21 protein-coding genes, 1 tRNA gene and 1 rRNA gene are annotated in these 25,120 nt (G+C 55.1%); 10 read left to right on the top strand and 13 right to left on the bottom strand.

Going from position 1 to position 25,120, the window contains the following annotated elements:
• Nucleotides 1-2 precede the first annotated feature (2 nt).
• Nucleotides 3-923 (top strand): carbohydrate ABC transporter permease, encoded by a 921-nt coding sequence (locus G437_RS0103425; protein WP_024331194.1) that lies wholly within the window; start codon nucleotides 3-5, stop codon nucleotides 921-923.
• Complete coding sequence (locus G437_RS0103420; RefSeq protein WP_024331193.1) at nucleotides 920-1,795, top strand: carbohydrate ABC transporter permease; 876 nt, start codon at nucleotides 920-922, stop codon at nucleotides 1,793-1,795. The genes G437_RS0103425 and G437_RS0103420 overlap by 4 nt, the downstream gene beginning before the upstream one ends.
• Here G437_RS0103420 and G437_RS0103415 read toward each other — a convergent pair.
• Nucleotides 1,792-2,775, bottom strand: a complete 984-nt coding sequence (locus tag G437_RS0103415) for a S41 family peptidase (RefSeq protein WP_024331192.1) — start codon at nucleotides 2,773-2,775, stop codon at nucleotides 1,792-1,794. The two genes, G437_RS0103420 and G437_RS0103415, sit on opposite strands and share 4 nt — an antisense overlap.
• Before the next feature lie 193 nt (nucleotides 2,776-2,968).
• Here G437_RS0103415 and G437_RS0103410 point away from each other — a divergent pair, with 193 nt between their 5' ends.
• Nucleotides 2,969-4,345, top strand: a complete 1,377-nt coding sequence (locus G437_RS0103410; protein ID WP_024331191.1) for an NAD-dependent succinate-semialdehyde dehydrogenase — start codon at nucleotides 2,969-2,971, stop codon at nucleotides 4,343-4,345.
• Nucleotides 4,346-4,406: 61 nt separating this feature from the next.
• On the opposite strand, the gene G437_RS0103405 is transcribed toward G437_RS0103410, so the two are convergent.
• The 9 genes from G437_RS0103405 to G437_RS10885 form a co-directional block, all read right to left on the bottom strand.
• On the bottom strand, nucleotides 4,407-5,834 hold the full coding sequence (locus tag G437_RS0103405) for an MFS transporter (RefSeq protein ID WP_231782315.1): 1,428 nt from the start codon (nucleotides 5,832-5,834) through the stop codon (nucleotides 4,407-4,409).
• Between the two features lie 277 nt (nucleotides 5,835-6,111).
• The gene (locus G437_RS0103400; RefSeq protein WP_024331189.1) at nucleotides 6,112-6,990 is read right to left on the bottom strand and encodes a YsnF/AvaK domain-containing protein; all 879 of its coding nucleotides are present in this window, start codon (nucleotides 6,988-6,990) and stop codon (nucleotides 6,112-6,114) included.
• Between the two features lie 620 nt (nucleotides 6,991-7,610).
• A tRNA-Met gene (locus tag G437_RS0103395) sits at nucleotides 7,611-7,684 on the bottom strand.
• A gap of 55 nt (nucleotides 7,685-7,739) precedes the next feature.
• Complete coding sequence (locus tag G437_RS0103390) at nucleotides 7,740-8,261, bottom strand: dihydrofolate reductase (protein ID WP_029769221.1); 522 nt, start codon at nucleotides 8,259-8,261, stop codon at nucleotides 7,740-7,742.
• Between the two features lie 5 nt (nucleotides 8,262-8,266).
• On the bottom strand, nucleotides 8,267-9,082 hold the full coding sequence (locus G437_RS0103385) for a thymidylate synthase (protein WP_029769220.1): 816 nt from the start codon (nucleotides 9,080-9,082) through the stop codon (nucleotides 8,267-8,269).
• A gap of 2 nt (nucleotides 9,083-9,084) precedes the next feature.
• A complete protein-coding gene (locus tag G437_RS0103380) occupies nucleotides 9,085-9,852 on the bottom strand; it encodes a hypothetical protein (protein ID WP_024331186.1) in 768 nt (255 codons plus the stop codon).
• A gap of 2 nt (nucleotides 9,853-9,854) precedes the next feature.
• Nucleotides 9,855-10,265: an OsmC family protein gene (locus G437_RS0103375; RefSeq protein ID WP_024331185.1), complete on the bottom strand. Its 411-nt coding sequence runs from the start codon at nucleotides 10,263-10,265 to the stop codon at nucleotides 9,855-9,857.
• A gap of 3 nt (nucleotides 10,266-10,268) precedes the next feature.
• On the bottom strand, nucleotides 10,269-10,793 hold the full coding sequence (locus G437_RS0103370; RefSeq protein ID WP_024331184.1) for a YdcF family protein: 525 nt from the start codon (nucleotides 10,791-10,793) through the stop codon (nucleotides 10,269-10,271).
• The gene (locus G437_RS10885) at nucleotides 10,790-11,278 is read right to left on the bottom strand and encodes a DUF2505 domain-containing protein (RefSeq protein ID WP_024331183.1); all 489 of its coding nucleotides are present in this window, start codon (nucleotides 11,276-11,278) and stop codon (nucleotides 10,790-10,792) included. Before G437_RS10885 ends, G437_RS0103370 begins: the two co-directional genes overlap by 4 nt.
• 64 nt (nucleotides 11,279-11,342) lie before the next feature.
• Between G437_RS10885 and G437_RS0103360 the strand changes: the two genes are divergently transcribed.
• Entirely contained in the window at nucleotides 11,343-12,806 is a 1,464-nt protein-coding gene (locus tag G437_RS0103360; protein ID WP_024331182.1) for a sensor histidine kinase, read from the top strand.
• A 59-nt stretch (nucleotides 12,807-12,865) separates the two neighbouring features.
• On the opposite strand, the gene G437_RS0103355 is transcribed toward G437_RS0103360, so the two are convergent.
• Both G437_RS0103355 and G437_RS0103350 read right to left on the bottom strand, forming a co-directional pair.
• The gene (locus G437_RS0103355; protein WP_024331181.1) at nucleotides 12,866-13,114 is read right to left on the bottom strand and encodes a WhiB family transcriptional regulator; all 249 of its coding nucleotides are present in this window, start codon (nucleotides 13,112-13,114) and stop codon (nucleotides 12,866-12,868) included.
• Between the two features lie 147 nt (nucleotides 13,115-13,261).
• Nucleotides 13,262-16,051, bottom strand: coding sequence for an ATP-binding protein (locus tag G437_RS0103350; protein ID WP_024331180.1), 2,790 nt, complete (start codon nucleotides 16,049-16,051; stop codon nucleotides 13,262-13,264).
• Nucleotides 16,052-16,150: 99 nt separating this feature from the next.
• Between G437_RS0103350 and ligA the strand changes: the two genes are divergently transcribed.
• Nucleotides 16,151-18,511: an NAD-dependent DNA ligase LigA gene (ligA, locus tag G437_RS0103345; RefSeq protein WP_101590531.1), complete on the top strand. Its 2,361-nt coding sequence runs from the start codon at nucleotides 16,151-16,153 to the stop codon at nucleotides 18,509-18,511.
• On the opposite strand, the gene G437_RS0103340 is transcribed toward ligA, so the two are convergent.
• The gene (locus tag G437_RS0103340; protein ID WP_024331178.1) at nucleotides 18,508-19,764 is read right to left on the bottom strand and encodes a phospholipase D-like domain-containing protein; all 1,257 of its coding nucleotides are present in this window, start codon (nucleotides 19,762-19,764) and stop codon (nucleotides 18,508-18,510) included. The two genes, ligA and G437_RS0103340, sit on opposite strands and share 4 nt — an antisense overlap.
• 75 nt (nucleotides 19,765-19,839) lie before the next feature.
• On the opposite strand from G437_RS0103340, the gene gatC reads away from it, so the two are divergent.
• The 5 genes from gatC to G437_RS0103310 form a co-directional block, all read left to right on the top strand.
• Nucleotides 19,840-20,136 (top strand): Asp-tRNA(Asn)/Glu-tRNA(Gln) amidotransferase subunit GatC, encoded by a 297-nt coding sequence (gene gatC, locus G437_RS0103335; protein WP_024331177.1) that lies wholly within the window; start codon nucleotides 19,840-19,842, stop codon nucleotides 20,134-20,136.
• Nucleotides 20,137-21,639, top strand: coding sequence for an Asp-tRNA(Asn)/Glu-tRNA(Gln) amidotransferase subunit GatA (gatA, locus tag G437_RS0103330; RefSeq protein WP_024331176.1), 1,503 nt, complete (start codon nucleotides 20,137-20,139; stop codon nucleotides 21,637-21,639). It abuts the gene before it with no gap.
• On the top strand, nucleotides 21,636-23,135 hold the full coding sequence (gene gatB / locus G437_RS0103325) for an Asp-tRNA(Asn)/Glu-tRNA(Gln) amidotransferase subunit GatB (protein WP_024331175.1): 1,500 nt from the start codon (nucleotides 21,636-21,638) through the stop codon (nucleotides 23,133-23,135). The genes gatA and gatB overlap by 4 nt, the downstream gene beginning before the upstream one ends.
• Nucleotides 23,132-24,556, top strand: a complete 1,425-nt coding sequence (locus G437_RS0103320) for an NAD-dependent malic enzyme (protein WP_024331174.1) — start codon at nucleotides 23,132-23,134, stop codon at nucleotides 24,554-24,556. Before gatB ends, G437_RS0103320 begins: the two co-directional genes overlap by 4 nt.
• 439 nt (nucleotides 24,557-24,995) lie before the next feature.
• Nucleotides 24,996-25,120: ribosomal RNA gene (locus G437_RS0103310) — 16S ribosomal RNA — on the top strand; the annotation flags it as partial.

Here is a 25,120-nt window from a genome sequence, read left to right as displayed (position 1 = left end):
TCATGAAAACTCACAAGTGGTACACCCCGTACCTGCTAGTAGGGCCCGCCGCCCTCTGGGTGGTGGTGTTTGCCCTCTGGCCATTCCTAAACACGGTAGTGCTTTCGTTTACAAACGCGAAACCACTGCGGGCCTACAAATTCATAGGTCTGCAAAACTACTTGGAGCTCTTTCATGATCCGCACTTCGGCTCTGCGATCATAGTTTCTTTGGTCTACGTGCTGGTATGCGTTCCGCTGCTAACTATATTGCCGCTGTTGCTAGCGGTACTTGTACGGAAAAAGATTCCCGGCATCGGATTCTTCCGCACCTCCTATTATTTCCCTGTTGTCGCCTCCGTAGTAGTTGTAGGCATCATTTGGGCCTGGATGTTCAACTCGAGGGGCATCGTGAATGAGGCACTGAAAATGGCAGGCCTCATCGACCAGCCAATTAATTTCATGCTCGATAGGTGGAAGCTACTTTTCTGTGCGATCTTGCTGACCGTATGGAAGGGACTCGGCTATTACATGGTGGTGTACCTGGCTGCTTTGGCGAATGCGTCAAAAGATGTATACGAGGCAGCAACTCTGGATGGGGCAGGGTGGTGGCACCGTTTCCGCTCAGTAACTATTCCCGCAGTTAGAGGAGCAATGCTCCTTGTAAGTGCTCTAATCTGTGTCTCAGCTATCCGCGTCTTCTCGGAATTGTACATACTGTCGAATGGCACCGGCGGTCCGGGCGGGAAGGACCAGTCGATCGTAATGTTGATTCAACGCACGGGGTCCGGCCTCAACGGCAACCTCGGGTATGCGTCGGCGCTTTCGATTGCGCTGTTCTTCCTGACAGTCGGTCCACTACTACTGGTCGCCTACATAAACTATGGCAAAGATGCGCGTAAAAACTCGAAAAAGGCGGCAAAAGCGAAGGTGCAAGGCAAATGAAAGCTGCAAAAGAAAAATGGTATCAGCGCGGATCTGCGCCTTACGAACATGTTCGCCCAGCGTTGGTAATAAGCAAATACGTGCTGCTTATCGTCATCTTCATAATCTCTGTAGGCCCCTTTATCTGGCAATTGTCTACCGCCTTCAAAGGTGCTAGCGAAGATATCTATAAATTCCCCCCAGACCTCATTCCCAGGGCGCCCACGCTGGCGAATTTTGCCGAGGTCACCAGGCGTATTCCCATTTGGGATTACGGTATGCATTCGCTTGGGGTCGCCCTGGCCTCAGTCGTGACCAATGCGATATTTGCAACCATGGCAGGGTATGCTCTGGCGTGCATGAACTTCCGGTTCAAAAAAGTGATAATGGGGCTGTTCCTATCGACGCTTTTATTGCCTGGCGAAGTCACCCTCACCAGTCAGTTTTTGACGGTGCGAGGCCTCGGGTTAGATAACACCCTTGCGGGGGTTTGGCTGCCCGGAGCGATTGGAGCCATGAACGTACTCCTCATGGCAGTTTCGTGTCGCATGATTCCCAAGGACATCCTAGATGCCGCCGTTATCGACGGGGCTTCCACATATCAGCGTTTGCGGTATGTGGTGTGGCCGAACGTACGCGGCATGGTTTCGGTGGTCGCCCTCTTTAGTTTTATTGGAGCGTGGGACGACTTCCTGTGGCCTCTGGTCGTGTTGAATGATCCGGCAAAGTACACCTTGACCGTAGGCATGCAGTACCTGCAGTCTAACTTTGGACAAAATCCGCGCGTCGTAGCAGCGGGAACGGTGATCGCCCTTGTGCCGATCATCATCATCTTTGCTACTATGCAGCGCTACTTCTTCAAAGGTGTCGAAGAAGGTGCGGTGAAAGGCTAGCGGCAGCCCATTTGGGCTAGCCATTCCCGCGCTGCTGCCGGGGCATCCGAAGCTGTGGTTCGAGTATCTGGCGGGATCGGGCTTTCTCCGTATTGCTTGCCCGCGCGATCCTCTGTAAGTCCGGTGGTTAGTTGCAGCAGCGAACCGGTGGGTAATGACAAGGAGGTATTTACCGAGGCATAGCCTGCAGTTGGCTCGCCGAAAGAGTGGGCTCTTTCGAGGCCTTTGAAGGCAATTAGAGTTTGCTCGCCGGAACTGGCAGTTTCTCCATCGGTTAAGAGTGCGACCGGAATGTCGAGCTTTTGCTTTGGTAGCTCAAACGAGGTTGCGGCTGGCCCGGATTTGCTGCCGAAATGTATATTTCCGCCGGCCAAGAATTGCTCGCTCTTATTTTTGCCGCTGAAGCGCGAGAGCTTGCCGTCTGGCAGCAGAGGCGACAATCCCGAGATCATTGGGTACATGTTGCCGCCCCGGTTGCCGCGCAGGTCTACCACGGCCCCGCACAATTTTGTGTCCGACGTGAGGGCCGTGGATAGTTTTTTGGCATAGTCCTCTGTCTGTTTAGCGCTGCCACCCATTTCTGGGACTTTCACGGTGGCTACAGTTCCATCTACCTGGACTGTTGGAGGGACGTAGGAGTGCTCGCCCTCCTTTTGCATATCTGGGGTGGAGATGAACGAATGCTTACCGCCGGCTACTTTCAGGGCTCTTGCTAACGCAGCCTCAGTTTGCTGTAAGGTTTTGGCTTTCTCGATCTGCTGGCTGGCCTTTTCTCGGGCTTTCTGCCATTTTGGGCCTTTCGCGTAGATACCGTCGTCGAGCCACGAAAGAACCACCTTGCCATAGCGTTGGGGAGAGGGAGAAGGAAACCAGATTCCAAGGCGCGGGCCCCACTGGTGCAGCGCGATTCCAGCTGCCAGGGCGAGTAAGACGACAATCGTTACAAGTACCGACAGTACGATCTTTACGGTCTTTGACATTGGTTCTCCGTATGTTGGGGATTGACACTCCTATTATCTGGTAGTGCTTGTGGGTGGGGGAGGGGGCAAAGTAGAAGTTACTGGTAGGGTCAGCCCTACCTGTGCTATCTAAAATTTTCCTATTGCGTAGGCAAAAATTCGCTTCCCAAGTTAGAGTAGGATTTAAGTCCTATTTATTCAAAGGAGAATTCTGATGGCAAAGGAAGACGCTAAAGGTTACAGGACGCAGAACCCTGCCACCGGGGAGGTCTTGCAAAAGTACGACCAAATTTCTGACGGCGAGCTAGCAAAGGTGCTAGAACAAGGGCATAAAGCTGCTGCAAAATGGGCTCGCACAGCGGTTGCTGAACGGGCGAAAATAGCGCACAAAGTTGGCGATGCCTTCATACAGAAGAAGGAAGAGCTTGGGCGCATTATTGCCGAAGAGATGGGCAAGCCGCTCGAAGAGTCGATTGGCGAAGCCGAATTTTCCGGCGAAATTTTCAACTATTACGCTGAAAATGGCCCGGAGCTGTTGGCTGACCAGAAGAACGAAGAGGCAGTAGTACAGCGTCGTCCCCTAGGGATGCTGCTGGGCATCATGCCGTGGAACTACCCCTACTACCAGGTTGCAAGGTTTGTAGCTCCTAATCTGGTAACTGGCAATACCATCGTTCTTAAGCATGCCGAGATTTGCGCCCATTCGGCGCTTTCGATTGCGCAGATTCTTCAGGATGCGGGCGTGCCTCAGGGCGTATTTCAAGTAGTGTTCGCCTCTCACGAGCAGATTGCTACCGTGATTGAGGATCCGCGGGTGCAGGGCATATCGCTTACGGGCTCGGAGCGAGCTGGGGCCATAGTGGCCGAACAGGCTGGGCGCAATTTGAAGAAAGTTGTGCTAGAACTTGGCGGTTCTGATCCGTTTGTTGTGCTTTCCTCTGAAGATCCGCGTCAGATTGCTCGCGACGCCCTAGCTATTAGGCTCGAAAATACTGGTCAGGCCTGCAATTCAAACAAGCGTTTGATTGTTATGGACAAAATTTATGACGAGTTCGTTGAGGAACTCGTAAAGGGAGTAAAAGACCTAAAGCCTGGCGATCCGCAACACTTGGAGCAGGGGGAGTATTCCGCTCTATCCTCTTTCTCTGCACGCAAGACGTTGTTGGAGCAGTTGGACCAGCTCACCTCCGATGGGGCAAGGCTGCTAGTAGGGGGGAGCGCTCCTGATGCTGAGGGCGCATATGTGGCTCCGGCAGTATTGGTGGACATCAACCGCGAGGCAGAATCTTACTATCAGGAATTGTTCGGACCGGTGCTTAGCGTTTACAAAGTCAGCAGTGAGGAGGAAGCTCTAGAGCTAGCCAACGATACCCAGTTTGGGCTCGGCTCGTCGGTGTATTCGACGGATCTGGAACAAGCCGAGCGGTTTGGGGAACAGCTGCAGGCAGGAATGGTCGGAGTAAATGGGCAGGCTCCCGAGACTGCTCACTCGCCATTTGGCGGGGTGAAGCGTTCTGGATACGGGCGCGAATTGGGTCCGCTAGGAATCGACGAGTTCGTCAATAAGCGGTTGTTCTATGTAAATAAGTAGCACTGTCTTTGGTTCTAGGCTGAAAAGGTTATTTCCCGGTGGGAACCCACCGGGAAATAACCTAGGCTTTTTGTCTTCGCCAGTAGGTTGTCGCTAGCGCTGTAGAAGCTAAGACAAAGGCGACTACCACCAGGTTTGCGATGGTGAAACCGTTTAGCCAACCGGTCCGTGGTGCCCCCACTTTAGCGCCAGCCGCGAAGAATGCTGCGGTCACCACTGTGTTACCAATGGCAGTGGCGATTCTTTGGGAGGTTTGCGCGATACCGCCTGCGGTGCCGCCATGGGCAACGGGCACATCAACCATAGCCTGGGTGGTATTTACCGACCCCATGATGCCCAGCCCTATACCTAGCGGAGTGATTGGCACTGCGATCCAGGCAGGTGCCAGACAGCCAGCAGAAATCGGGTAGGCGATAGCAATTGTTGCCAATACGGAAATAATAATGGTCGCTAATGCTCCAACTTGAAGTGCTCCGCCCTGTTTTAGTGCGCGTTTAGCGGACCATACTGAAGCTATGCCGGAAATGGCTGCGTTAGGAAGTCCTATTAGCCCTGTGAAGAGGGCGCTCTTTTCTAACCCTTGCTGCAAATAGAGTGCTAATAGAACGAATATAGAGGTTGATCCTAGAAACTGCAGTGCTGATATGGTTATGCAGTAGCTGAACGAGCTGATTTTAAACAATTTTAGTTCCACCATTGGGATATGGCCGGCGCGTTCGTACAAATACTCCCAACTAGTCCAGGCGCCCAGTACCACGAGGGCGAGTGGAAGCAGCCAGTAACGGCCCGAAAAACTGGCTGTGAACGGGATCATAATCAGGAAGATCCCCCCGCATAGTAGTAACATTCCCACAGGATCTAGATCCAGTTTTGTGCCCCGTTCTTTGTTGGGGTTGCGGCCTGCGGCCGCCTCTGCGCTGCGATATTGTGCAGCGGCAAGATTCTTTTTCGCCCCGATGGTTCGCCGTTCTTTCGAGAAGGGGAGCCAGCGCAGCGCAAGTCCAATACCGGCAAGCCCGAGGGGAGCGTTTAGGGCGAAGGTGTACCGCCAGCCAGGATCGTCGCCTAGGCAGGCAACCATGATCCCTGAGATTAGTGGGCCCGCGGCTACCGAGGCAGCAATGGTCAGCCCCATCATGCCGTAGGCGCGAGCCCTATCGTCAGCTTTGAAGTATTGCTGGATCATGCCGGTAACCTGGGGTGAAAATACGCCGGCTCCTACAGCTTGGAGTAGGCGCATCAAGTTGAGAGAGAATATGGAACCGGCTACCGAACAGCCTATGCAGGCTAAACAAAATATTAACAGTCCGATTACAAACATGAGGGCGCGGCCGACTAAATCGCCTATGCGTCCAGCAGGTACTAGAACTATTCCGTAAACCAGAGCGTAACCAGCCAAGACCCATTGGATCCCGCTTGTCGAGGCTCCGAGTGTAGACTGCACTGCAGGTAAAAGTGTGTTCACAGAAGATACTTGAAGCAACGCCATGACCAGTGGGGCAAGTGTAGCTATAAGAATCCTGTTTCGATCGTAGCGTCTGGATGAACCAGGCACCGTGAAATAGCGCGGGGCAGACAAGGCTTCTCCGTAAAAGCAGATAGGAAAATTTTAGTTTTTCCGTATGTTATGCCTACTTCTGGGGTGCCAACAATTTACATGAGGCAAAGGTAATGAGCATTACAACCTGCGCCTATGAAAGAAACAGTAAGCAAAAGGCAAAAAAGTGGGGCCCACTTTAGTGGGCCCCAAGCTGGAAAGAGCTTATTTACTTCCTCTTGCCTTCGTCGAAGTTGGTCTCGATCTGTTCCTTCTTGAGATCTTCAGAAACAGTCTTAGTGTCCTTCACGGTCTCTTTACCTAGCGAGATCTTTTCGACAGGTACGGATTCCTTAGAGACATTTACGCGATCTTCGTGAAGGGTGACAGAAGCTTCGCCCTCGGAAATGTCCTGGTTGCCGAGCTTCTTAGCTTCGTCCTCGTTGATCGGGGTACGAACAAGGCGAACCTCTTCGCGCTCTACCGGAACCTCGACGGTTTCGGTTTCGGTAACTACGTTCTTGCGCAGCTGAGCCTGGCCAGTGGCCACGCGCTCCTTAGCGACGTTCAGCTGTTCCTCAGAGCGAATGATCTCGCCGTCGTCGGCAATGTCCTTCTTGTCCTGGGGGCGGGCGTCGCGCTTGGTTTCCTCGGCGCGATGACGTCCAGCAGCTTCGTGGTCCTCGGTGTGGCGGGCTGCGGGAGCTCCAGCAGCAACGGGGGCTCCGGCTGCGGCCTCGCGACGCTGGCCCTCGCCAGCCTCCTGCTTGCCATAACGAGTAGTATCGTCGTCCTTCAACTGGTCAACGCCGTAGTGACGGTACAGGGCATCCTGATCCTCGGGGGTCAGGTGGCCGGCCTCGGCAAGATCCGGAGCGTCCTTGATGCGATCCTTGGCGAAGGCTAGGTGAAGGCCCTCGTCGTCAAGGCGGTGTCCGCGTAGCGGAACCAGGCTGGAGCCAAGACCAAAGAGGCCGTGAGCGACCTCGATGAAATCGGGCTGGCCGGTTGCGTCGTTAGTGAAAACCTGCTTGACATCGCCGAGCTTGTCACCGTTCGAATCAAACGCGGTGGCAGCTGCAAGTTCCTCAATAGAGTGTGTGGTCATTTATTGTCCTCTCGCAAAATGCTTTAGCAGGGGTGTGACGTAGGCCCCAGCTATAAAAAGACTAACATCTGTGTACGAAGCTGTCGCTTTAAAAGAATTCCATCCTGTAGGGGGAAATGATGAATGCGAGTTCGCGCCGATAAAAAAAGATTAAAACTGGTTAATCAACGCGTGCATGAGCGGGTGCGGCCGTGAGTTTTTGCGCTTCGTCGGTGTAATTAGAACGCGAGAAGAGTTGAGGTTTTGGCGCAGTATATTGCGGAGTTTCTATCTAGAGGAGTGCTAGTAGCAACAGTTCTGGGGCGTGAATGAGTCTGATCGGTGATGGAAGGAACATCGCGAGTGCGTAAAACTGAGGCCGTAGATTAAAGAAAGATTAGAAAGAATAATTTGTCTATTTTTGCCAATGGCAAATATTTGTCCGAGCGGTGGCGCCTTACCGGTAAATGCGCTATGGGGAGAGTAACGCCGACGCTGTAGAAGTTACGTATGGCTCGGGTGATAAAGAAGCTGTGAAACGGCTGGGCTGTCTGCGCATTTTGGCGGCTTACCCTATTTGTGTCATTAACTTGAAAAAAGACCCCCCGATCACGCTTTCGCCTAATCAGGGGGCCTTATAGTAGCGGGGATAGGATTTGAACCTACGACCTCCGGGTTATGAGCCCGGCGAGCTACCGAACTGCTCCACCCCGCGTCGGTGATTACAGTGTATTGAATGAAGCCCCCGCATTTCAAATGCTCACGGGGTGTCATTGCTCACCATAGCTTTTGTTGTACACCAGTACCTTCCAGCGGGCGTCGCCGGAACGCAGCCTCCAGGCAGTATCGGAACAGTCAGGATCGAGCCGCCAGGATTTGTTGAGCTGTGGCGCATAGACGGCTTCGGGAAAAGCCTCAATCTTGTCGCTTACGTCTAGATCGAGTTGGGTAACTACTATCTGGTCAGCTACAGGTAGTGCTGCCTGATATATCTGTCCACCGCCCGCGATCCACACCTTTTCGCCGCCCTCGCAAGAACTGGCAGTTGACAGCGCTTCCTGAAGGCTGTGGGCGCGGGTACCTCCGTGCACTGCAAAGTTGGGATTAGAAGTAATTACGATATTCGTGCGCCCAGGTAGGGGGCGAGAGCCAAGAGCCTGCCAAGATTTACGGCCCATCACGATGGGGTGTCCCATCGTGAGTGCCTTGAAATGTTTAAAATCCGCGGGCACATGCCAGAGCATTTTTCCGCCCGCTCCCAAGATTCCATTTCGATCCTGGGCCCAAACCATCCCGATCAAACGGCCACCGGAGCCTTGATAGCAGGGTGGTGACGGTACCCCTCCGTAGCATTTATGTCTTCCATCTGATAGCTAAACAGGTCTGGCGCCTTCTTCAGGTACAGAGTGGGGAATGGATACACCTCACGGGAGAGCTGTTCTTTGACTTGCTCGACGTGGTTGTTGTAGATATGGCAGTCGCCTCCGGTCCAAACGAAATCGCCTACCTCCAGACCTACCTGCTGAGCCACCATATGAGTGAGCAAGGAGTAGGAGGCAATATTGAAAGGCACTCCTAAGAACAAGTCACATGAACGCTGGTAGAGCTGGCAGGATAGTTTGCCGTCAGCAACATAGAACTGGAAGAAAGCGTGGCAGGGAGCCAGCGCCATTTTGTCGAGTTCTCCGACGTTCCAAGCTGAAACGATCATGCGCCTTGAAGAAGGGTCAGAGCGCAAAGTGTCGAGAACTTTCGAAATCTGATCTATATGCTGGCCAGACGGAGTTGGCCAGCTGCGCCACTGGTAGCCGTAGACGGGGCCGAGCTCGCCCTCGGCGTCAGCCCATTCGTCCCAAATTGTAATGCCGCGCTCTTGTAGCCAGCGAACGTTCGTGTCGCCATTTAAAAACCACAGCAGTTCGCCCTTCACTGCCTTCATTGCAACGAACTTCGTGGTGATGCGGGGGAATCCTTCTTGGGCGAGGTTATAGCGCAGTTGCCTACCAAACACTGAACGGGTTCCCACCCCGGTGCGGTCGCTCTTTTGAGTACCGTTTTCTAGGACGTCTGCAAGTAGATCTTCGTATTGCCGATTTATGGGGCGCTGGGTCATTTTTACCTCTGTTCTCCTAAGATCTCGGAGTCAACCTGGATAGGCTCCTGGAAAGGGGCCAGAGCGCTTTCGGCGCCCTCGATAACATTGTTGGCAAGTGAACGTCCACTCATCCATCCGAGCGCGGCGCCCACTCCAAAGGGGATAAAGCGGCCTAGGGAACGGCCTGCCCACCGTTTCCCGAGCTTCTTACCTAGGGCCTTCACCAGCCTGGCATTTATGGATTTCATAGCTGGGTTGGAAGCGGATAGTAAGGTTTTGCGGGCCCAGTTTAGCCCGGAGATGCCCATCTGATCTGCGACCAATTTTGCGCCCTCGTCACCCATCAGTGAAGACATAACCAGGGTGCGGCGGGCTTCCTTGCCTTGCACCGGAACGCCGCTGAGTTCGGCCAGCCCCAGCACGTAGTAGGCAGTTTCGGTTAAGAAGGTGAGTAGTTCTGCTCCGGTCAAACCTACCGCAGCTACGGTGCCTACGCCAGGAAATACCGCCCCCGCGCCCACGGCAGCAGAGGAGGTGCCAGCCCAGTTCCGGTAACGCTTGGCTAGGATTTTGACCAGCTGCTGGTTAGACGAGCCGGGATTTGCCACCTTCAAAGCTGCAATGCGCCTTTTGATGTCGGCTGCTGGTACCTCGAGGGCTGCATCTAGAACGCCGGTCCAATCCATGCGCGCGGCCGATGCTGAGGCTTTTGAGGCGGAGGAAACTACCGTACCTAAGTTTGCGCCCTTTGGGAGGGCCGACTTGTCTACCTTATTTTTGCCCAGCATTCTTACTCCTCGACGATCGTGGTCTCGTACGTTGCCCCGTCTTCGATAGTGTGGCCTACAGTGCAGTGCTTGTCGATAGCTCCGAGGGCGCGTTCTACTAGTTTTTCCTTAGCGGTGTCGTCAACTTCAGAAAGATCGGTTACGATCTCGACGCGGAAAGTCTTGTAAGAGTTGCGTTCTTCATCTTTGTCGGTTTCTACGCCTACACTGGCCTGGAAATCCTCGCCGAGCACGCGGGCCAGAGTGTGGTCTGCCGAGAGCGTATTGCAGGTTGCCAGCGCCAGCTTTATGAGCTCGCCCGGGGTGAATTGCCCTTCACCGGTTCCAATTTCGACGGTTGCACCCTTACCGTTGCGTCCTAGGTAGTGGCGGGTTCCTTTTCGTTCTGCCCACAGTGCGTCATTTTGAGTCATATCTTAATGGTGCCATGAATCTTTCTGCTTCGTGCTCCCGGAACATTTTTGTGAGTAAAAGGTATGGGCAATCCGCAACGAAGATATTGCCAAGGCTGCTACCTCACGTAAGGACCATTTCAGGAAAGAAGCAGGGGGAGCGCCCGAACCAATCCCCTTGGCTCTCAGTCCCAGCGCATAGGACCAGGCGAGGGCGCGTGGCAGGTGAAAGGCAGAAGTCACCAAGTACGCCCGTTTTGTTCCGCAGGGCAGAAGACGTAGGCTGTAGCGCAAATTCTCTTCGGTAGATGTCGCCTTATCTTCCAAAATTATCGCTTCGGGTTCGACTGCGCGGTTAAGGGCATACCGGGCCATGACCTCTGCTTCCGACGCCAATTCGTCTGGGCCTTGTCCGCCGGAAACAATGAATGGGGCACCTCCACCATTGCGATGCCAAAGCTCAATTGCAGCATCCAAGCGACGTGCGAGGATTGGCGAGGGCGCCATTCCTCGCAAGCCTGCGCCCAGCACAATAATCGGAAGCTTCACCGGCCTAAATACCGCTCGGCCGCGGATTCTTCGAACTTGCTAGCTCTTCCCAGCTGGCCAGCCACCTTTTCTTCAATCATCTTTCCCACGAAGGGGATCTTCACCCGAATCTCACCTGCAATCTTTCGGATCGTACATTCGCCCTCGTCAATTAGGTTCGAGGTAGCGCTTACCATAACCGGCACGCCTGACACTGACACAGACAAAGAGCCCGGACGCGACCCGGCTGCCGCCGGGCCCCAAGCTTCCACGATTGAAACCTGCATAGTTTCAGGAATGAAACGGCGTACTTTCGCCGGGGCCTCTCCGCTCGAAACACCCGCCGTGGAACTGGCTTGAATGCGCCCCGCTCTGCAAATCAGGTCGATGTTTTCGAGGCCGACTCCAATTGTCTCTGCGCGCGTGGTGTAAAAGTCCTCATCCTGGAACATTTCCTGAGTTTTCTGAAATGAAGCGGGGTAGCGAATTTCGAGCTCAAATTTCATTGGGTCCTCCGGAAAAGTCGGGGCATTGGCGCCGGTCGTTAATTTATACGTTTACTCTATATGTATGAGGCAAATGACAAAGATGGGTGAGCGATTCAACCTGCTGCCGGTTTCAGCATCCGAGGCAGATCGCTTACACGTGCTTATGGCAGATTGGCAGATTCTGGCAGATTTAGCAATGGCTGACCTAGTACTCTGGATGCCAACCAAAGATGACCGCTTTGTTGCAGTGGCCCAGTGCCGTCCTGCCACCGGGCAGACCGTGCATTTAGACGATGTGGTTGGAAAACACGCCTCGCCCATGCGTCGCGAACGCCTGGGTACCACTTATTCGTCAGGGAAGATCATCAGCGCTGATTCGCCGCGGTGGGCAGGTACCTACTCGGTGATGGAAACCTTCATTCCTGTTGTCGTGGACGGGCACACCTGCGCAGTTATGAGTCGCGAATCGGGCTCCGGCTTGACTCGGATTGCGAACATGCAGGCTCAGTGGTCGGCAAGTGCTGCCGATTTGCTGTGTCAGATGATGACGCGAGGCGAATATCCCTACGACGTAGCGCCTACCGTGGGGACGTTGGGGGCACCGCGCGTGAGCGACGGAATCATGCTGGTCGACGGGGAAGGGCGACTTTCTGAGATATCGCCGAATGCGCTTTCTTGCCTGCGCCGAATCGGTTTGCCTCAGGATTTGCGCGGGCAGGTGTTGGCTGAAGCTATCACAGACCTGATTAGCAAGGAAAATGATCCTGTCGAGGAAACGCTTGCGGTGGTGGTTATGGGACGGGCGTCTTGGGTAACCGAGGTTGAAACCCGTCTGGGGACAATAACGTTGCGCGCCCTGCCACTTACTAATGGCAAGCAACGGTTGGGCGCAGTGTTACTCTGCCGTGACGTTACCGAGATGCGTAGACGCGAACGCGAAATGATGTCTAAGGATGCCACGATTCGCGAGATTCACCACCGCGTAAAGAACAATCTGCAGACCGTGCATGCACTTTTGCGCATGCAAACCCGCCGTTCTGACATACCCGAGGTGCAGTCTGCGCTGCAGGAGGCTGGCCGCCGAGTAGGAACAATTGCGAAGGTACACGACGTGTTGTCGCGAACTTTAGACGAGACGGTGGATTTCGACAAGTTGGCCAAGGAAGTGCTGGCGCTCGCGGCTTCCATGGCTTCTTTCGAGGGCGATGCCACAGCAAAGATCGAGGGATCTTTTGGCACCGTGGGAGCCGACGCGGCTTCGGCGCTTTCTGTTGTCCTTTCTGAACTGGTTACTAACGCCGTAGAACACGGGCTCGAGGGCGAGCGAGGAACGGTAGTTGTGCGTGCGCATCGAGATGGGCCAAAACTGCATGTTGAGGTCAGAAACGATGGAAAGTCCATACCGGAAGGGGCTACCATGACCGGACTGGGAACGAGGATTGTTCAGACTCTGGTTCGGGGAGAGCTTTCCGGCACTGTAGAGTGGGCGAATCTGCCCGAAGGGGGATCCGTAGCGACTGTCAACGCAGTGGTCGACGATCTATGATCGCGGCCGTTAAATAGTTTGTGCGGGGCGTTGCCCCGCACAAACTATTATCGTTGCGCTTAGCTAGCGCGGCGTGCGCGAGCGGCACGACGGCGCATGGAACGCCTTTCGTCTTCGCTCTTGCCGCCCCAGACACCAGAATCCTGATGGTTTTCGATTGCCCATTTTAGACAGGTTTCTTGCACGTCACATTTGTTGCAAACTAGCTTCGCTTCCTCTGCCTGAGCAATAGCTGGCCCGGTATTTCCGATTGGAAAAAACAGTTCGGGATCGACTGTCAGGCAGGCAGCACGGCTACGCCAATCCATTGGGCACTCCTTCGATTGGGAACAGTAGGTGTCCCCGAGATGACTTCTGCGTTAACGCAGATTGGAACGTGTATCCATTTTTCTTATCTCTGCAACGTTTTGCAAGGGTTTTGAGTGTCGTATTAGTTGGTTGGAGGGTGGGAATAGTCACAGCGCAGTTCTGGCGGTGGTTTGGATCACCTTAGCCTCCGCTCCGTCGAAATAAATACCCCGCCCTGGCTTGGTCTGCCCGGGGAGCGGCAGCATGCCCGTTAGGTCGTAGTCTCGAGCCCAGCTTCGAATTGCCGAGTTCGGTGCTAAAACAACGATCTTGGCGTTGGCCGCGTAGTCGCTTAGTGGCCCTGAAAAGGCGGTAGTCAGTTCAGTGATTGAGCAGGTGAGAAGAGTGGTTGAGTCAGTGATGGGTGGGCGCGATCCTTTTGCTGAATCTATAACCTGCTCAGGTTCTATAGCGAGAGCTCTTGCGAGGGCGCTGCACAGGGTAGATTTGCCGGAGCCTGCTGGCCCAGCTATCAGCCATCTGCCGGGGCTCGGTACCCAAGGCGTTCCAAGTGGCCCCTGCCAGCCAATGCCCACTCCAGCTATAGTTCCTGGCTGCGGTAGTGTGCTGACTAGCGGCATACCTGCTGCGGACAGTGCCTCTGGTAGGGCTATTTGTACTACTGTTTTTTCCTGTGTCACTACGAGCGCCCTGCCTGGATTTTTGAGCTGGGCCGCATCTTTAGCTTTTAGTCCTACTCGGGCTATGTCGAGGGGATCTGTAAGGCCTAGATATATGCGAGTGGAGAAGTTGGCACACCAACGAGCGCCCGTCTGAGCTGGGCGGACAGTAACCACTAGGTCGATCCCATCCATTCGGCACAGCTGTTCTAATAATTCCAGACCTATTCCGGTCCCCTCCGATAAATCTAGGTTTGCAAGTAGCGCTTCTATCCCGTCGATAATTACCAGTGCTCCTGCACTCTGCCCCGCTAAGAGAAGTGACAGGCCTTGTGCCTGCAGGCAGGGGGCGTCTATTACGGTGGTGGCTCCTTTCCATTCGCTTGGCCGTGAAGTGAACACGTGTACGGGCCTGCCCACTACTTGGCAGGCTAACGTTTTTGCGGCGGTTGTAGCACCCATGCGGGTAGGGCCGCAGAGCAGGATTTTTCCGAGGGTGGGAAGGCAGAAACTGTCTGTGCATTGGCGGTCAGGGTAGTCTGCCTCTCCGAGCACGCTTCCGCTTCCACCTCCTGCGGCGGCCTCGCAAAGTGGTAGCGCACGTGGCAGCTCTGGGGCCCAGGGGGCCGAGGCAACGAAATCGGTTGCAGCTTGGATGCGCCTAACTATGGCCATGGCTACCTCAGGTTTCGTCCAGGAGATTTGGACGTCCCTTCGCGAGCCTGCGGCTTCGAGAATTGCTCTGCCTGGGATCGCCGGCAGAGAAGCGGCGGTAGCGTCCCCAAGCACATCCATGGAATCGGTGGCTTCAAGTACCCGTAGGCAGAGTCTGATCGAGGCGTTGGCACGAATATGCGAATCCACTACGCCGCCGGGACGTTGAGTTGCAAGCACTAGAGATACTCCGAGCGAGCGGCCGAGCGCAGCAATGCGGGTTAGATCTTCTAGGATCTTGGGGTGGGTCAGAGCTAGCTCGCGAAATTCGTCTACCACTATGACTAGGCGCGGGCCGGGGGCTTCGCCTTGTGCCTGTGCACGTTCGCGCCGTTTTAGTTCGGCCATTAGCGACGAAAGGGCTCGTTCTGTGGCCCCAGAATCCAGGTTCGTCAACATTCCGGCTACATGGGGTAGGCCTTCTAACGGGCCGAAGGCAGCCCCACCTTTGTAATCGACAAGGATGAAGTTGAGTTGCCACGGGGGAGCGGCCAATGCGAGTTGCAGCAGCCAAGTTGTTAGCGCTTCCGATTTACCTGCCCCTGTAGTACCCGCTACTAAAGCGTGGGGACCGTCAGCCAAATCTAGAAATACTGGGCCAGAGGTATCCTGGCCTATCTGCACCCTGTTGGAGGGGTGCTGCCATAGCGTTCCCTTGACTGTTTCTGCTGGCATTTCGGTCAATACCACCTCTGGCATTTTGGCGCCCGAATTCAAAAAGTTGGCAAACCAGCTGTGCGATACCCCGACGGGGGAGTCAACCAGCACTATTCGAGTTGCCGCGGCAGGAACTTCGCCCTCGTCAGATACTGCCGCCAGGGTGGCCTCACCATCTTTCCAAGAGACCTTGTAACAGTCCTCGCCCGCGGAAATTTCTGCTCCGCATTGGGCCAGCCACCACCACAGGTTTGCCGAGGAGTGTCGGCCCACCAAATAGACGCATTCGCCGGGCTCGACCTTCAGAATCTCACCCTTTTTCGGATCTGAAATCCATGCCACTAAAGGCCCCGAATGCGTAGATGGAGCTTGCACGCTCTGTGCCCGCAAATACAGCCCCCACGGGGTTGGCAAAGGGAGTTTTTGCCGTATTTGCACGCGCCACTTATAAATGCCAATCCCACCCACCGCGGCCGTTATAGCTGCCAGAACGCCTAGCAGCAGCCAATTTGCCGCGAACGTCCTGAACAGGAACAGTGGCATCACTAACAAGGGGAGAAAAAATATGGCGCGGTTCAATTCCCTCTGACGCAGCTGAGGCTTGCGATAGCGCAGATCGTTTGGGCGGGCGCATACCCTTACCCTTGTCTGTCCGAGTTGAAAGCAGGTGCCCGGATGGATCCTAAAGGAACGCTTGGAAAGCCACCACCTCCCGAAGAGTACTCGCGGTAAGTTGTGGCGGGCGAGGGCGTGGGCCCGGAAAGTGGAGCGAACGCGCCTCACCTGCACCTGCTTTCTGGAGGCCGTGGGATCTGCAACAAGGCCTCGCCCCAGCACGCCCTCGACAAGTGGCGTCGGGCAGCCGGCTTGAGGGCCTTCCAGTGGGGTCAGGAGAAGTTGCTTCATGGTTCTTACCGTAGAAAAAGTGGTCAGGCCATGGTCGTATTCTCCACAGCTGGACAACTCAAATAGACCTGGGTGGAACTGTGGATAACAATAGAAGCCATGAGCGAGCATGTAAGCCAGAAGACGGCGGCCGATCTGCACAGGCAATTGGTCGACCAAATTGAAAAGGCCCGAACCCAGTATTACGACCAGGATTCCCCCGAGCTTTCAGATGCCCGCTATGACGAAATCTTCTCGCGCCTGCAGCACCTCGAGGACGAGCACCCGGAGTTAGTCACGAATTCTTCGCCCACCCAGTCCGTGGGTGGGGAGCCTACCCAGGCTTTTGCCCCGTTCACTCATTTAGAGCGCATGCTTTCTTTAGACGACGTTTTTTCGCTCGAAGAAGTTGAGGCCTGGTACCGACGCATGCAGAAAGCTGCCGGCACGCAGAAGCTGCCAGTTACCTGTGAGGTGAAAGTAGATGGACTGGCAATTTCCCTTCTCTACAGGGACGGGAAGCTGGAGCGGGCGACTACTCGTGGCGACGGTACAGTTGGCGAGGATGTAAGTGCGAACGTGGCTACGATAGCGCAAATTCCTAACCAGCTCACAGGTGAAGACGTTCCTAAAACTATCGAAATTCGCGGCGAAATATATATGCCGATTGAAGCGTTTAAGGAAATGAATGCCCAGGCAGCCCTGTTTAACAAAAAACAAGAAGAGCTGCGCGAAGCGAAAAAAAAGGCGAAACCCAAGCGCAAAATTTTCGTCAATGCGCGCAACGCGGCGGCTGGATCTTTGCGACAGAAGAATCCGCAGGTAACCGCAACCAGACCTTTAGCGATGATTACACACGGCGTCGGAGCTGTTGAGTGGGACAATGCCCCAGCTACCCAGCATGGCTGGTACAGGCAGTTGAAAGAATGGTCACTGCCTGTATCTGAACACACTGAGGTGGTTGATTCTCTTCCCCAGATTTACGACTACATAGACCGCATTGGGAAGAAGCGGCCTCAGATTGCACACGGCATCGACGGGGTGGTGGTGAAGGTCGATAATGTGGAGCTGCAAACTCGTTTGGGGCAGACCTCTAGGACTCCTCGATGGGCCACCGCTTATAAGTTTCCTCCGGTCGAAGTGCACACCCGCCTGTTAGACATAAGAGTGCACGTCGGACGCACAGGCAGGGTCACCCCTTACGGGCTCATGGAGGAAGCCTTTGTAGATGGATCCAATGTATCTAGAGCCACCTTGCACAATGCTGAAGAGGTAGCCCGAAAGGGGGTGCTCATCGGCGATACTGTGGTGCTGCGAAAGGCAGGGGACGTAATACCCGAAATCGTGGGTCCTGTGGTTGCGGCAAGGGATGGTTCCGAGCATGAATTCGTAATGCCTACCCATTGCCCTTCGTGTGGGAGCAAGATAGCCGCCCAAAAAGAAGGCGACGTCGATCTACGCTGCCCAAATCAAGCATATTGTCCTGCCCAAATTACCGAGCGCATCTCTCATCTCGGTTCGCGTGGGGCGCTAGATATTGAGGGGTTAGGCGACGAATCTGCCCTAGCGCTTACCCAGCCGGAGGCCAACCGAGACGAGGTTGCTGCGGCCCTGGTGGCAGGACAGACGGTAGTTCTCGATTCCGGAAAAGTACTGCGCCTAGAGGGGGCCGAAGAGCTGCCCCACGCAGAGCAAATTCTGAGGGCGGAGGCGCTGCTGCCGCCTGCCGCTGCGCCGGTACTGTCCAATGAAGCTCCGGTGTTCAATTTGACTAGTGCCGATTTGCGCGACGTAATGATCTGGCGCAAGAAGAAGAACTCGTGGGTGCAGACCCGTTATTTCTGGTCGAAAGGGGAAAAGCTTTCTGCTGCTGAGGCCGAAAAGACGGGTTCGCTCTATGGGCCGCCGCAGGCGGGTAAGACTGTAACTTCGCTATTGCGGGAGCTGCAGGCTGCGAAGGAGCAGCCGCTTTGGCGAGTACTGGTAGCGCTGTCGATTCGCCATCTGGGGCCTACGGCATCCCGTGCTTTGGCTAGCCATTTTGGTTCCTTGGAAGCCTTGCGGGATGCGTCGGAAGCAGAAATTGCCGAGGTTGAAGGCGTGGGTGCGGTAATTGCCCGTTCCGTAAAATCCTGGTTTGCAGAGCAGTGGCACCTCGATATTGTCGAGGCCTGGAAAAAGGCCGGGGTGCGCATGAGCGAGCAGGCCAACCAGGTCGAACAGACCCTGGCAGGTATGACGGTCGTGGTTTCAGGAAAGATGCCGGGGGTTAGCCGCGACGAAGCCAAGGCGGCTATCGAAGCACGCGGGGGCAAGGCTGCGGGCTCGGTGTCGAAAAAGACTACGGTGGTGGTTGCCGGAGACGGGGCAGGCTCGAAAGCCTCTAAAGCCGAAGCGCTTTCCATCCCGGTCCTTTCCGATGAGGATTTTGTTCCTTTGCTTGAGGGCGGGCAGGACTATTTAGATTCGAAGCTCGGCTAGAGGATGTGGCGTAGGGGGCGTACCAGCCGTTCGGTCATGCGCACTAGTGAACCTCTAGATTCCCATTCGAGCAGACTCATTTCGCGCGAGTTGGTAAGGTCTTCGAGGAATACTTTTTCGAGGTAGCCTGCCTGTTCGCGATCTGTTATTTGCAGGTTTATCTCGAAGTTTCCGGTCATCGAGAGTTGGTCGATGTTTGCGGTACCGATGGTGGACCAGCGCCCGTCGACGGTCATGGTCTTGGCGTGAATCATAACGTCTTGGTATAGCCAAAGCTGCGCCCCAGATTCCAGCAGTTCGGCGTAGAAGGAGCGAGCTGCCCAGTCTGCGATTAGGTGGTTCGATTTTTCGGGTACCAGTACTCTTACGTCTACTCCACGGTGGGCGGCCGCTAGGAGGGCATCTTGGATTTGGGCGTCGGGGATGAAATAGGCGGAGGTGATCCACACGCGTTTTGAAGCGCGTTCGATTGCGTCTATGTATATGCCTCGCACGGGGAATAGTAGCTTGCGGGGCGTGTTCAAGGCAGCCGTGATCTTGTTGTCCCAGCTGCGGGCGCCGCGGTCGAGGAGGTGCTTTTGCGAGGCCTTGCAGTGTTCATTCCAAAAGTCCACGAAGGCGTTATCAAGCTCCCAAACATTTTCGCCCTCGATGCGCAGGTGGGTGTCGCGCCACTGGTCGATGTAAATTTCTCCGATGTTGTAGCCGCCTACGAAGCCAATTTTGCCGTCTGCCACTAAAATTTTTCTGTGGTCGCGTCCCATGGCTCTGAAACCGCGTTTGAAAATTCCGAATTTGACTATGGGGAATTGGAGCACGTGCAGATGATCAAGTTTGGGAAAGCGTTTGAAGGGCGGTGGCACTACTAAGTTGGCGAAACCGTCGTAAATGATGAATACTTCGACCCCCCGCTCTGCTGCCGCGATTAGGGCGTCTTTGAAGCGGTGGCCTGTTTGGTCGCCCTTCCAGATGAAGGATTCGAAGAAGACATATGAGTGGGCCCCTTCGATGGCGTCGATCATGTCGTCGTAGAGCTGGCGCGCATCCATGTAGGTGGTCAGCTTGTTGTCCGAGACTGCCAGTTGTTTGGGAGGCAGCGTTGGAAACGACAGCGGACCGGAGGGGCTGCGGCGTTTTCGCCATTCGTCTACGCACACGAGGGCGGCAGCCGCCACCGCTTGAGCAGTAAAGAAAGTACCTAACGCGTATTTTGTGGCTTTCTTTGCCGTCTGTATCTTGGATCGTTTCGCCATGGGGTTACTCTATCGCGGCTAGTTTTTTTGCGGGCCGCTTAGCTCGTTGCCGGGCCGAGAAGGTACCATCGAAGCATGTCGACTATTTCCACTGAAGAGGTCGCCCGGTTAGCTGGGCTGGCCCGTATTGCACTTACTGATTCGGAGATTACGCGACTTGCTGGTGAACTTGACCAGATTGCAGATGCGGTTTCGCGCGTGTCTGAGGTTGCCACTCCTGATGTTCCAGCTACTTCTCACCCGATCGCGTTGCAGAATGTGATGCGCGAGGACGAGGTTGGACCCACTTTGGATCGGGACGAAGTTTTGCGTGCCGCACCCGAGTCGGAGCGAGGCCAGTTCAAGGTTGCGCAGATTTTGGGGGAGGAATAAATGAACAGCATTTTGCAGTTGTCTGCGCTGGCAATGGCTGAAAAGCTGCGGGCCGGCGAGATCACCTCGGTTGAGTTGACGCAAGCCTGTTTGGATCGCATTGAAGCGTTCGATTCGAAAGTGCACGCATTTTTGCACGTGGATGCCGAGGGGGCTTTGGCTACTGCGCGGCGTGTCGATGAAGCACGCGAGCAGGGCAAGGAATTGCACCCGTTGGCTGGGGTTCCTATTGCGGTAAAGGATAATATTGTCACCCGCGGAGTACCCACCACTTGTGCGTCTAAGATTTTAGAGGGGTGGCTGCCTCCCTACGATGCCACGGTAGTTTCGACGTTGAAGAAGGCTATGCTGCCTATTGTTGGCAAGACCAACATGGACGAATTCGCCATGGGCTCTTCCACTGAGCATTCTGCGTTCGGCTCCACGCATAACCCGTGGGATTTGGATCGCATCCCCGGCGGTTCTGGCGGGGGCAGTGCGGCCGCTGTGAGCGCCTTTATGGTTCCTTTTGCACTAGGTTCCGATACTGGCGGGTCTATACGTCAGCCAGCTGCGTTTACCGGCACTGTAGGTGTGAAGCCTACATATGGAGCGGTTTCCCGTTACGGTTTGGTGGCAATGGCTTCTTCTCTCGATCAGATTGGTCCTTGTGCGCGTACGCTGGCCGATGCGGCGGCGCTGCAGGAGCTCATTGGGGGGCATGATCCGGCTGATTCTACTTCGTTGGATGAACCGGTTGCTGATCTTTCTGGGGCTGTGCGCTCCGGTAGTGCCAAGGGTTTGCGCGTTGGCATTGTCAAGCAGCTGCAGGGCGAGGGATACCAGGAGGGCGTAGTTTCTACGTTTAACAGGGTCATCGATTCCTTGCGGGAGGCTGGAGCTGAGGTAGTCGAGGTCGATTGTCCGTCGTTCGAATATGCTCTTTCGGCTTATTACCTGATTATGCCTGCCGAGGTTAGCTCCAACTTGGCCCGTTTCGACGGGGTTCGCTACGGCTTGCGAGTGGAACCGAAGGAAGGGCACGTTACTGCCGAACGAGTCATGGCTGCAACTCGCGAGGCCGGCTTTGGCGACGAGGTAAAGCGGCGCATTATTCTGGGCACGCACGTGTTGTCGGCTGGTTACTACGATGCCTACTACGGCAGTGCGCAGAAGGTACGCACTTTGGTCCAGCGCGATCTCGAGAAGGTGTTTGGGCAGGTGGATGTACTGATGTCTCCCACAGCTCCCACAGTTCCCTGGAAGTTTGGGCAGAAGTTAGACGATCCGTTGGCTATGTACTTGGGTGACGTCACTACTATTCCTTCGAACTTGGCTGGCATTCCCGGGGTATCGGTACCGATTGGTTTGGATCCAAAGGAAGGCTTACCGGTGGGGCTGCAGGTACTCGCTCCGGCGCGCCAGGATAAGCAAATGTATGCTGCCGCTGCAGCAGTTGAGAGCGTTGTAGAGGCTGATTTGCCGGATTACTGCCCGGCTAAGACGTGGGAGGAAGACAAGTGAGCACGTTGATGAAGTACGAGGACGTGGTAGCGAACTTTGATCCCGTCCTCGGTATTGAAGTACACGTAGAACTGGGGACCAAGACTAAAATGTTTGACGCTGCCCCAAATGCCTTTGGGGGCGAGCCAAACACTCAGATTACGCCTGTTTCTTTGGGATTGCCCGGGTCGCTGCCGGTGGTCAACCACAAGGCGGTCGAGTACGCAATCAAGATTGGGCTGGCGCTGAATTGCAATATTGCCGAGTTCTGCCGCTTCGCCCGCAAGAACTATTTCTATCCGGATTTGGTTAAGGCCTTCCAAACTTCACAGTACGACGAGCCTATTGCATACGACGGCTACGTAGATGTAGAGCTTGACGACGGGAGTATGTTCCGGGTCGATATTGAACGTGCCCACATGGAAGAGGATGCGGGCAAGAACACTCACATTGGGGGTGCCGAGGGGCGCATTCAGGGGGCGGCATACTCTCTGGTTGACTACAACCGTGCTGGGGTGCCGCTGGTTGAAATCGTTACTCGTCCCATTGAGGGGGCTGGGGAGCGAGCTCCTGAGGTGGCTGCTAAGTACGTGCAGACGCTGCGCGATATTTTCCGGGCGTTGGACGTGTCTGAGGCCCGCATGGAGCGCGGCAATGTGCGCGCGGACGTGAACGTTTCGTTGCGCAAGGATCCCTCTTCTCCATTGGGCACTCGTACGGAAACGAAGAACGTGAACTCGTTCAGGGCCATTGATAAGACTGTTCGCTACGAAATGCGGCGCCAGGGTGCCATATTGTCGAAGGGCGGAAAGGTTATTCAGGAGACCCGCCACTGGCACGAGGAGGATTCCACTACTTCTTCGGGGCGCGAGAAATCGGATGCTGAGGATTACCGTTACTTCCCGGAGCCGGATTTGGTACCGGTGGCCCCTGCGCGGGAGTGGGTTGAGCAGTTGCGCGAGTCTCTTCCGGAACTTCCGGTTGCCCGCAGGCGCCGGTTGCGCGAGGAGTATGGCTTTACCGATATGGAGATGCGCGATGTCGTCAACGCGGGGGCGTTGGATCTAATCGTGCAAACGGTCGATGCTGGTACCAAGCCTGCCGCAGCCAGGAAATGGTGGATGACCGAGTTGTCGCGTGCCGCTAAGGATCGCGGCGTGGAACTCGACGAGCTTGCTGTAACGCCAACCCAGATTGCTGAGCTGCAAAAGCTCGTTGATCAGGGCAAGCTTACCGACAAACTGGCGCGTAAGTGCCTTGAAGGAGTGCTTGACGGCGAGGGCGATCCGGCTACGGTAATGTCTGCGCGGGGCCTCGAGCTCGTTCAGGACGACGGCGCATTGGATGCCGCAGTGGCAAAGGTGGTCGAGGCTAATCCCGATATTGTTGCCAAGATCCAGGGGGGTAAGACCAAGGCTGTTGGCGCTCTCGTGGGGCAGGTAATGAAGGAAATGCGGGGTAAGGCCGACGCTGCGAAGGCCAGCCAACTTCTATTGAAGGCATGCCAGGATAAATGAGGACTTCACCTTCTTACACCGTCCAGTTTCGGTTGCTTCTTTCCTCGGCAGCAGTTTCAGCCGGGCAGATTGTCGATTTGGTAACTTCCACGGGAGCCGAGATCACGGGGCTGGACGTGGCCCATTCTGGGGGCGCCCGGCTGACTGTGGACTTGACTTGCGACACCCGCGATAGCGGCCATCGCAGGCAGTTGGCCTCCCTTTTACAAAGTACAGAGGGCGTACAGGTGTTGGCTGTTTCGGATGCGACCTTTTTAGCCCACGTTGGGGGCAAGTTGGAGGTGGCGCCTAAGAGTCCGATTCGAAACCGCGACGATTTGTCTCGGGTGTATACGCCCGGGGTGGCGCGAGTGTGCACGGCTATTCACGACGAGCCGTCGAAAGCTTTTTCGCTCACGGTCAAGAAGAATACTGTGGCGGTAGTTACTGATGGCACCGCGGTGCTTGGCCTTGGCGACATTGGCCCCGAGGCGGCAATGCCTGTCATGGAGGGCAAGGCCTGTCTGTTCAAGCAGTTTGGTGGGGTTGACGCTTGGCCGGTTGCTCTGGATACCAAAGACACCGATGAAATTGTGAACATTGTGAAGGCCATTGCCCCTGCCTACGGAGGTATTAATCTCGAGGACATTTCTGCTCCGCGGTGTTTTGAGATCGAGGAGCGGCTCCGCAATGAGCTCGATATCCCGGTGTTCCACGATGATCAGCATGGAACTGCCATTGTTACTTTGGCGGCTTTGCTGAATGCTTTGAAGCTCGTAGGCAAGGATATTTCTGACATTCGGATAGTGGTGTCGGGAGTGGGCGCTGCGGGGTCGGCGATCATCAAATTGCTACTGGCTCAGGGGGCTCGCGACATTGTGGGCTACGGCCGTTCTGGGGCCTTGGTTTCTGACGAGGTCGAGGGCATGCACCCGGCACGCAGATGGCTTGCTGAGCATACTAATCCTCGCAAGGTACGCGGTTCGCTGAAAGACGGGTTGCGCGGGGCCGATGTTTTTATTGGGGTTTCCCATGGGGGAATCTTGAGCGGGGAAGACATCGCGCAGATGGCGGAAGATGCGATTGTCTTTGCTATGGCAAATCCAACGCCCGAGGTGGATCCGATGGAGGCATCGAAATATGCCAAGATTGTGGCCACTGGCAGGTCTGACTTCCCGAATCAGATCAACAATGTGTTGGCGTTCCCCGGGCTGTTCCGCGGGCTGCTCGATGCTCGCGTCTCGCACATCACTACCGAGGTGCTGCGGGTGGCAGCTGTAGCTATCGCCGAGGTGATATCCGAGGCAGAACTATCGGTTGACTACATAATCCCGGGCGTTTTCCATCCTGGGGTAGCTACTGCTGTCGCGGAGGCAGTGAAGAAGGCGGTAACTGATCTGCCGCATCATGAAATTGCCGCTCAGGAGCACGTAGACTACTAATAGTTAGCTAAACTCCCAGTTCAGCGGCAGGTGTGCGCATGCTCACCTGCCGCTGATTTGTAATGGGCTGGGGGAATCTGTTTATATTGTTTCCTGTCGCCCGGCGGAAACGACGGGAGATTGGAAAACCAAATAGCGCTTCTGAGGCCTGTCTCACTGGAAACAGAGTTGACAAACTTGGAAGAAATAGCTTAGAGTAGTTTTCTGTTGCCGAGAGATCGGGCTCTTGTTTGGGGTTTGGTTTTTTGGTGTGCCCCCAGGTGGCTGGCTGTTTTGGTTGGTTGTTTGGTGTGGTGGGGTTGTTTTTGTTCTCGATAGTGTGTTTTTGTTTTTTGCTCTTTTTTGTGTGTGGGCTTTGCACTTCTTTTTTGGTTGTGTGAGTCTGTTTTTTGTTTTTTTGGTTGGGATTGCCCTTTTTTGGGTGTTTTCTGAATGTTTTTGTTTGGAGAGTTTGATCCTGGCTCAGGACGAACGCTGGCGGCGTGCTTAACACATGCAAGTCGAACGGGATCCATTGGTGCTTGCACTTTTGGTGAGAGTGGCGAACGGGTGAGTAACACGTGA

Origin of the sequence: Winkia neuii subsp. neuii DSM 8576, assembly GCF_000420405.1 — a bacterium.
Lineage (GTDB): Bacteria > Actinomycetota > Actinomycetes > Actinomycetales > Actinomycetaceae > Winkia > Winkia neuii.
This window is presented reverse-complemented; position numbering and strand designations above follow the sequence as displayed.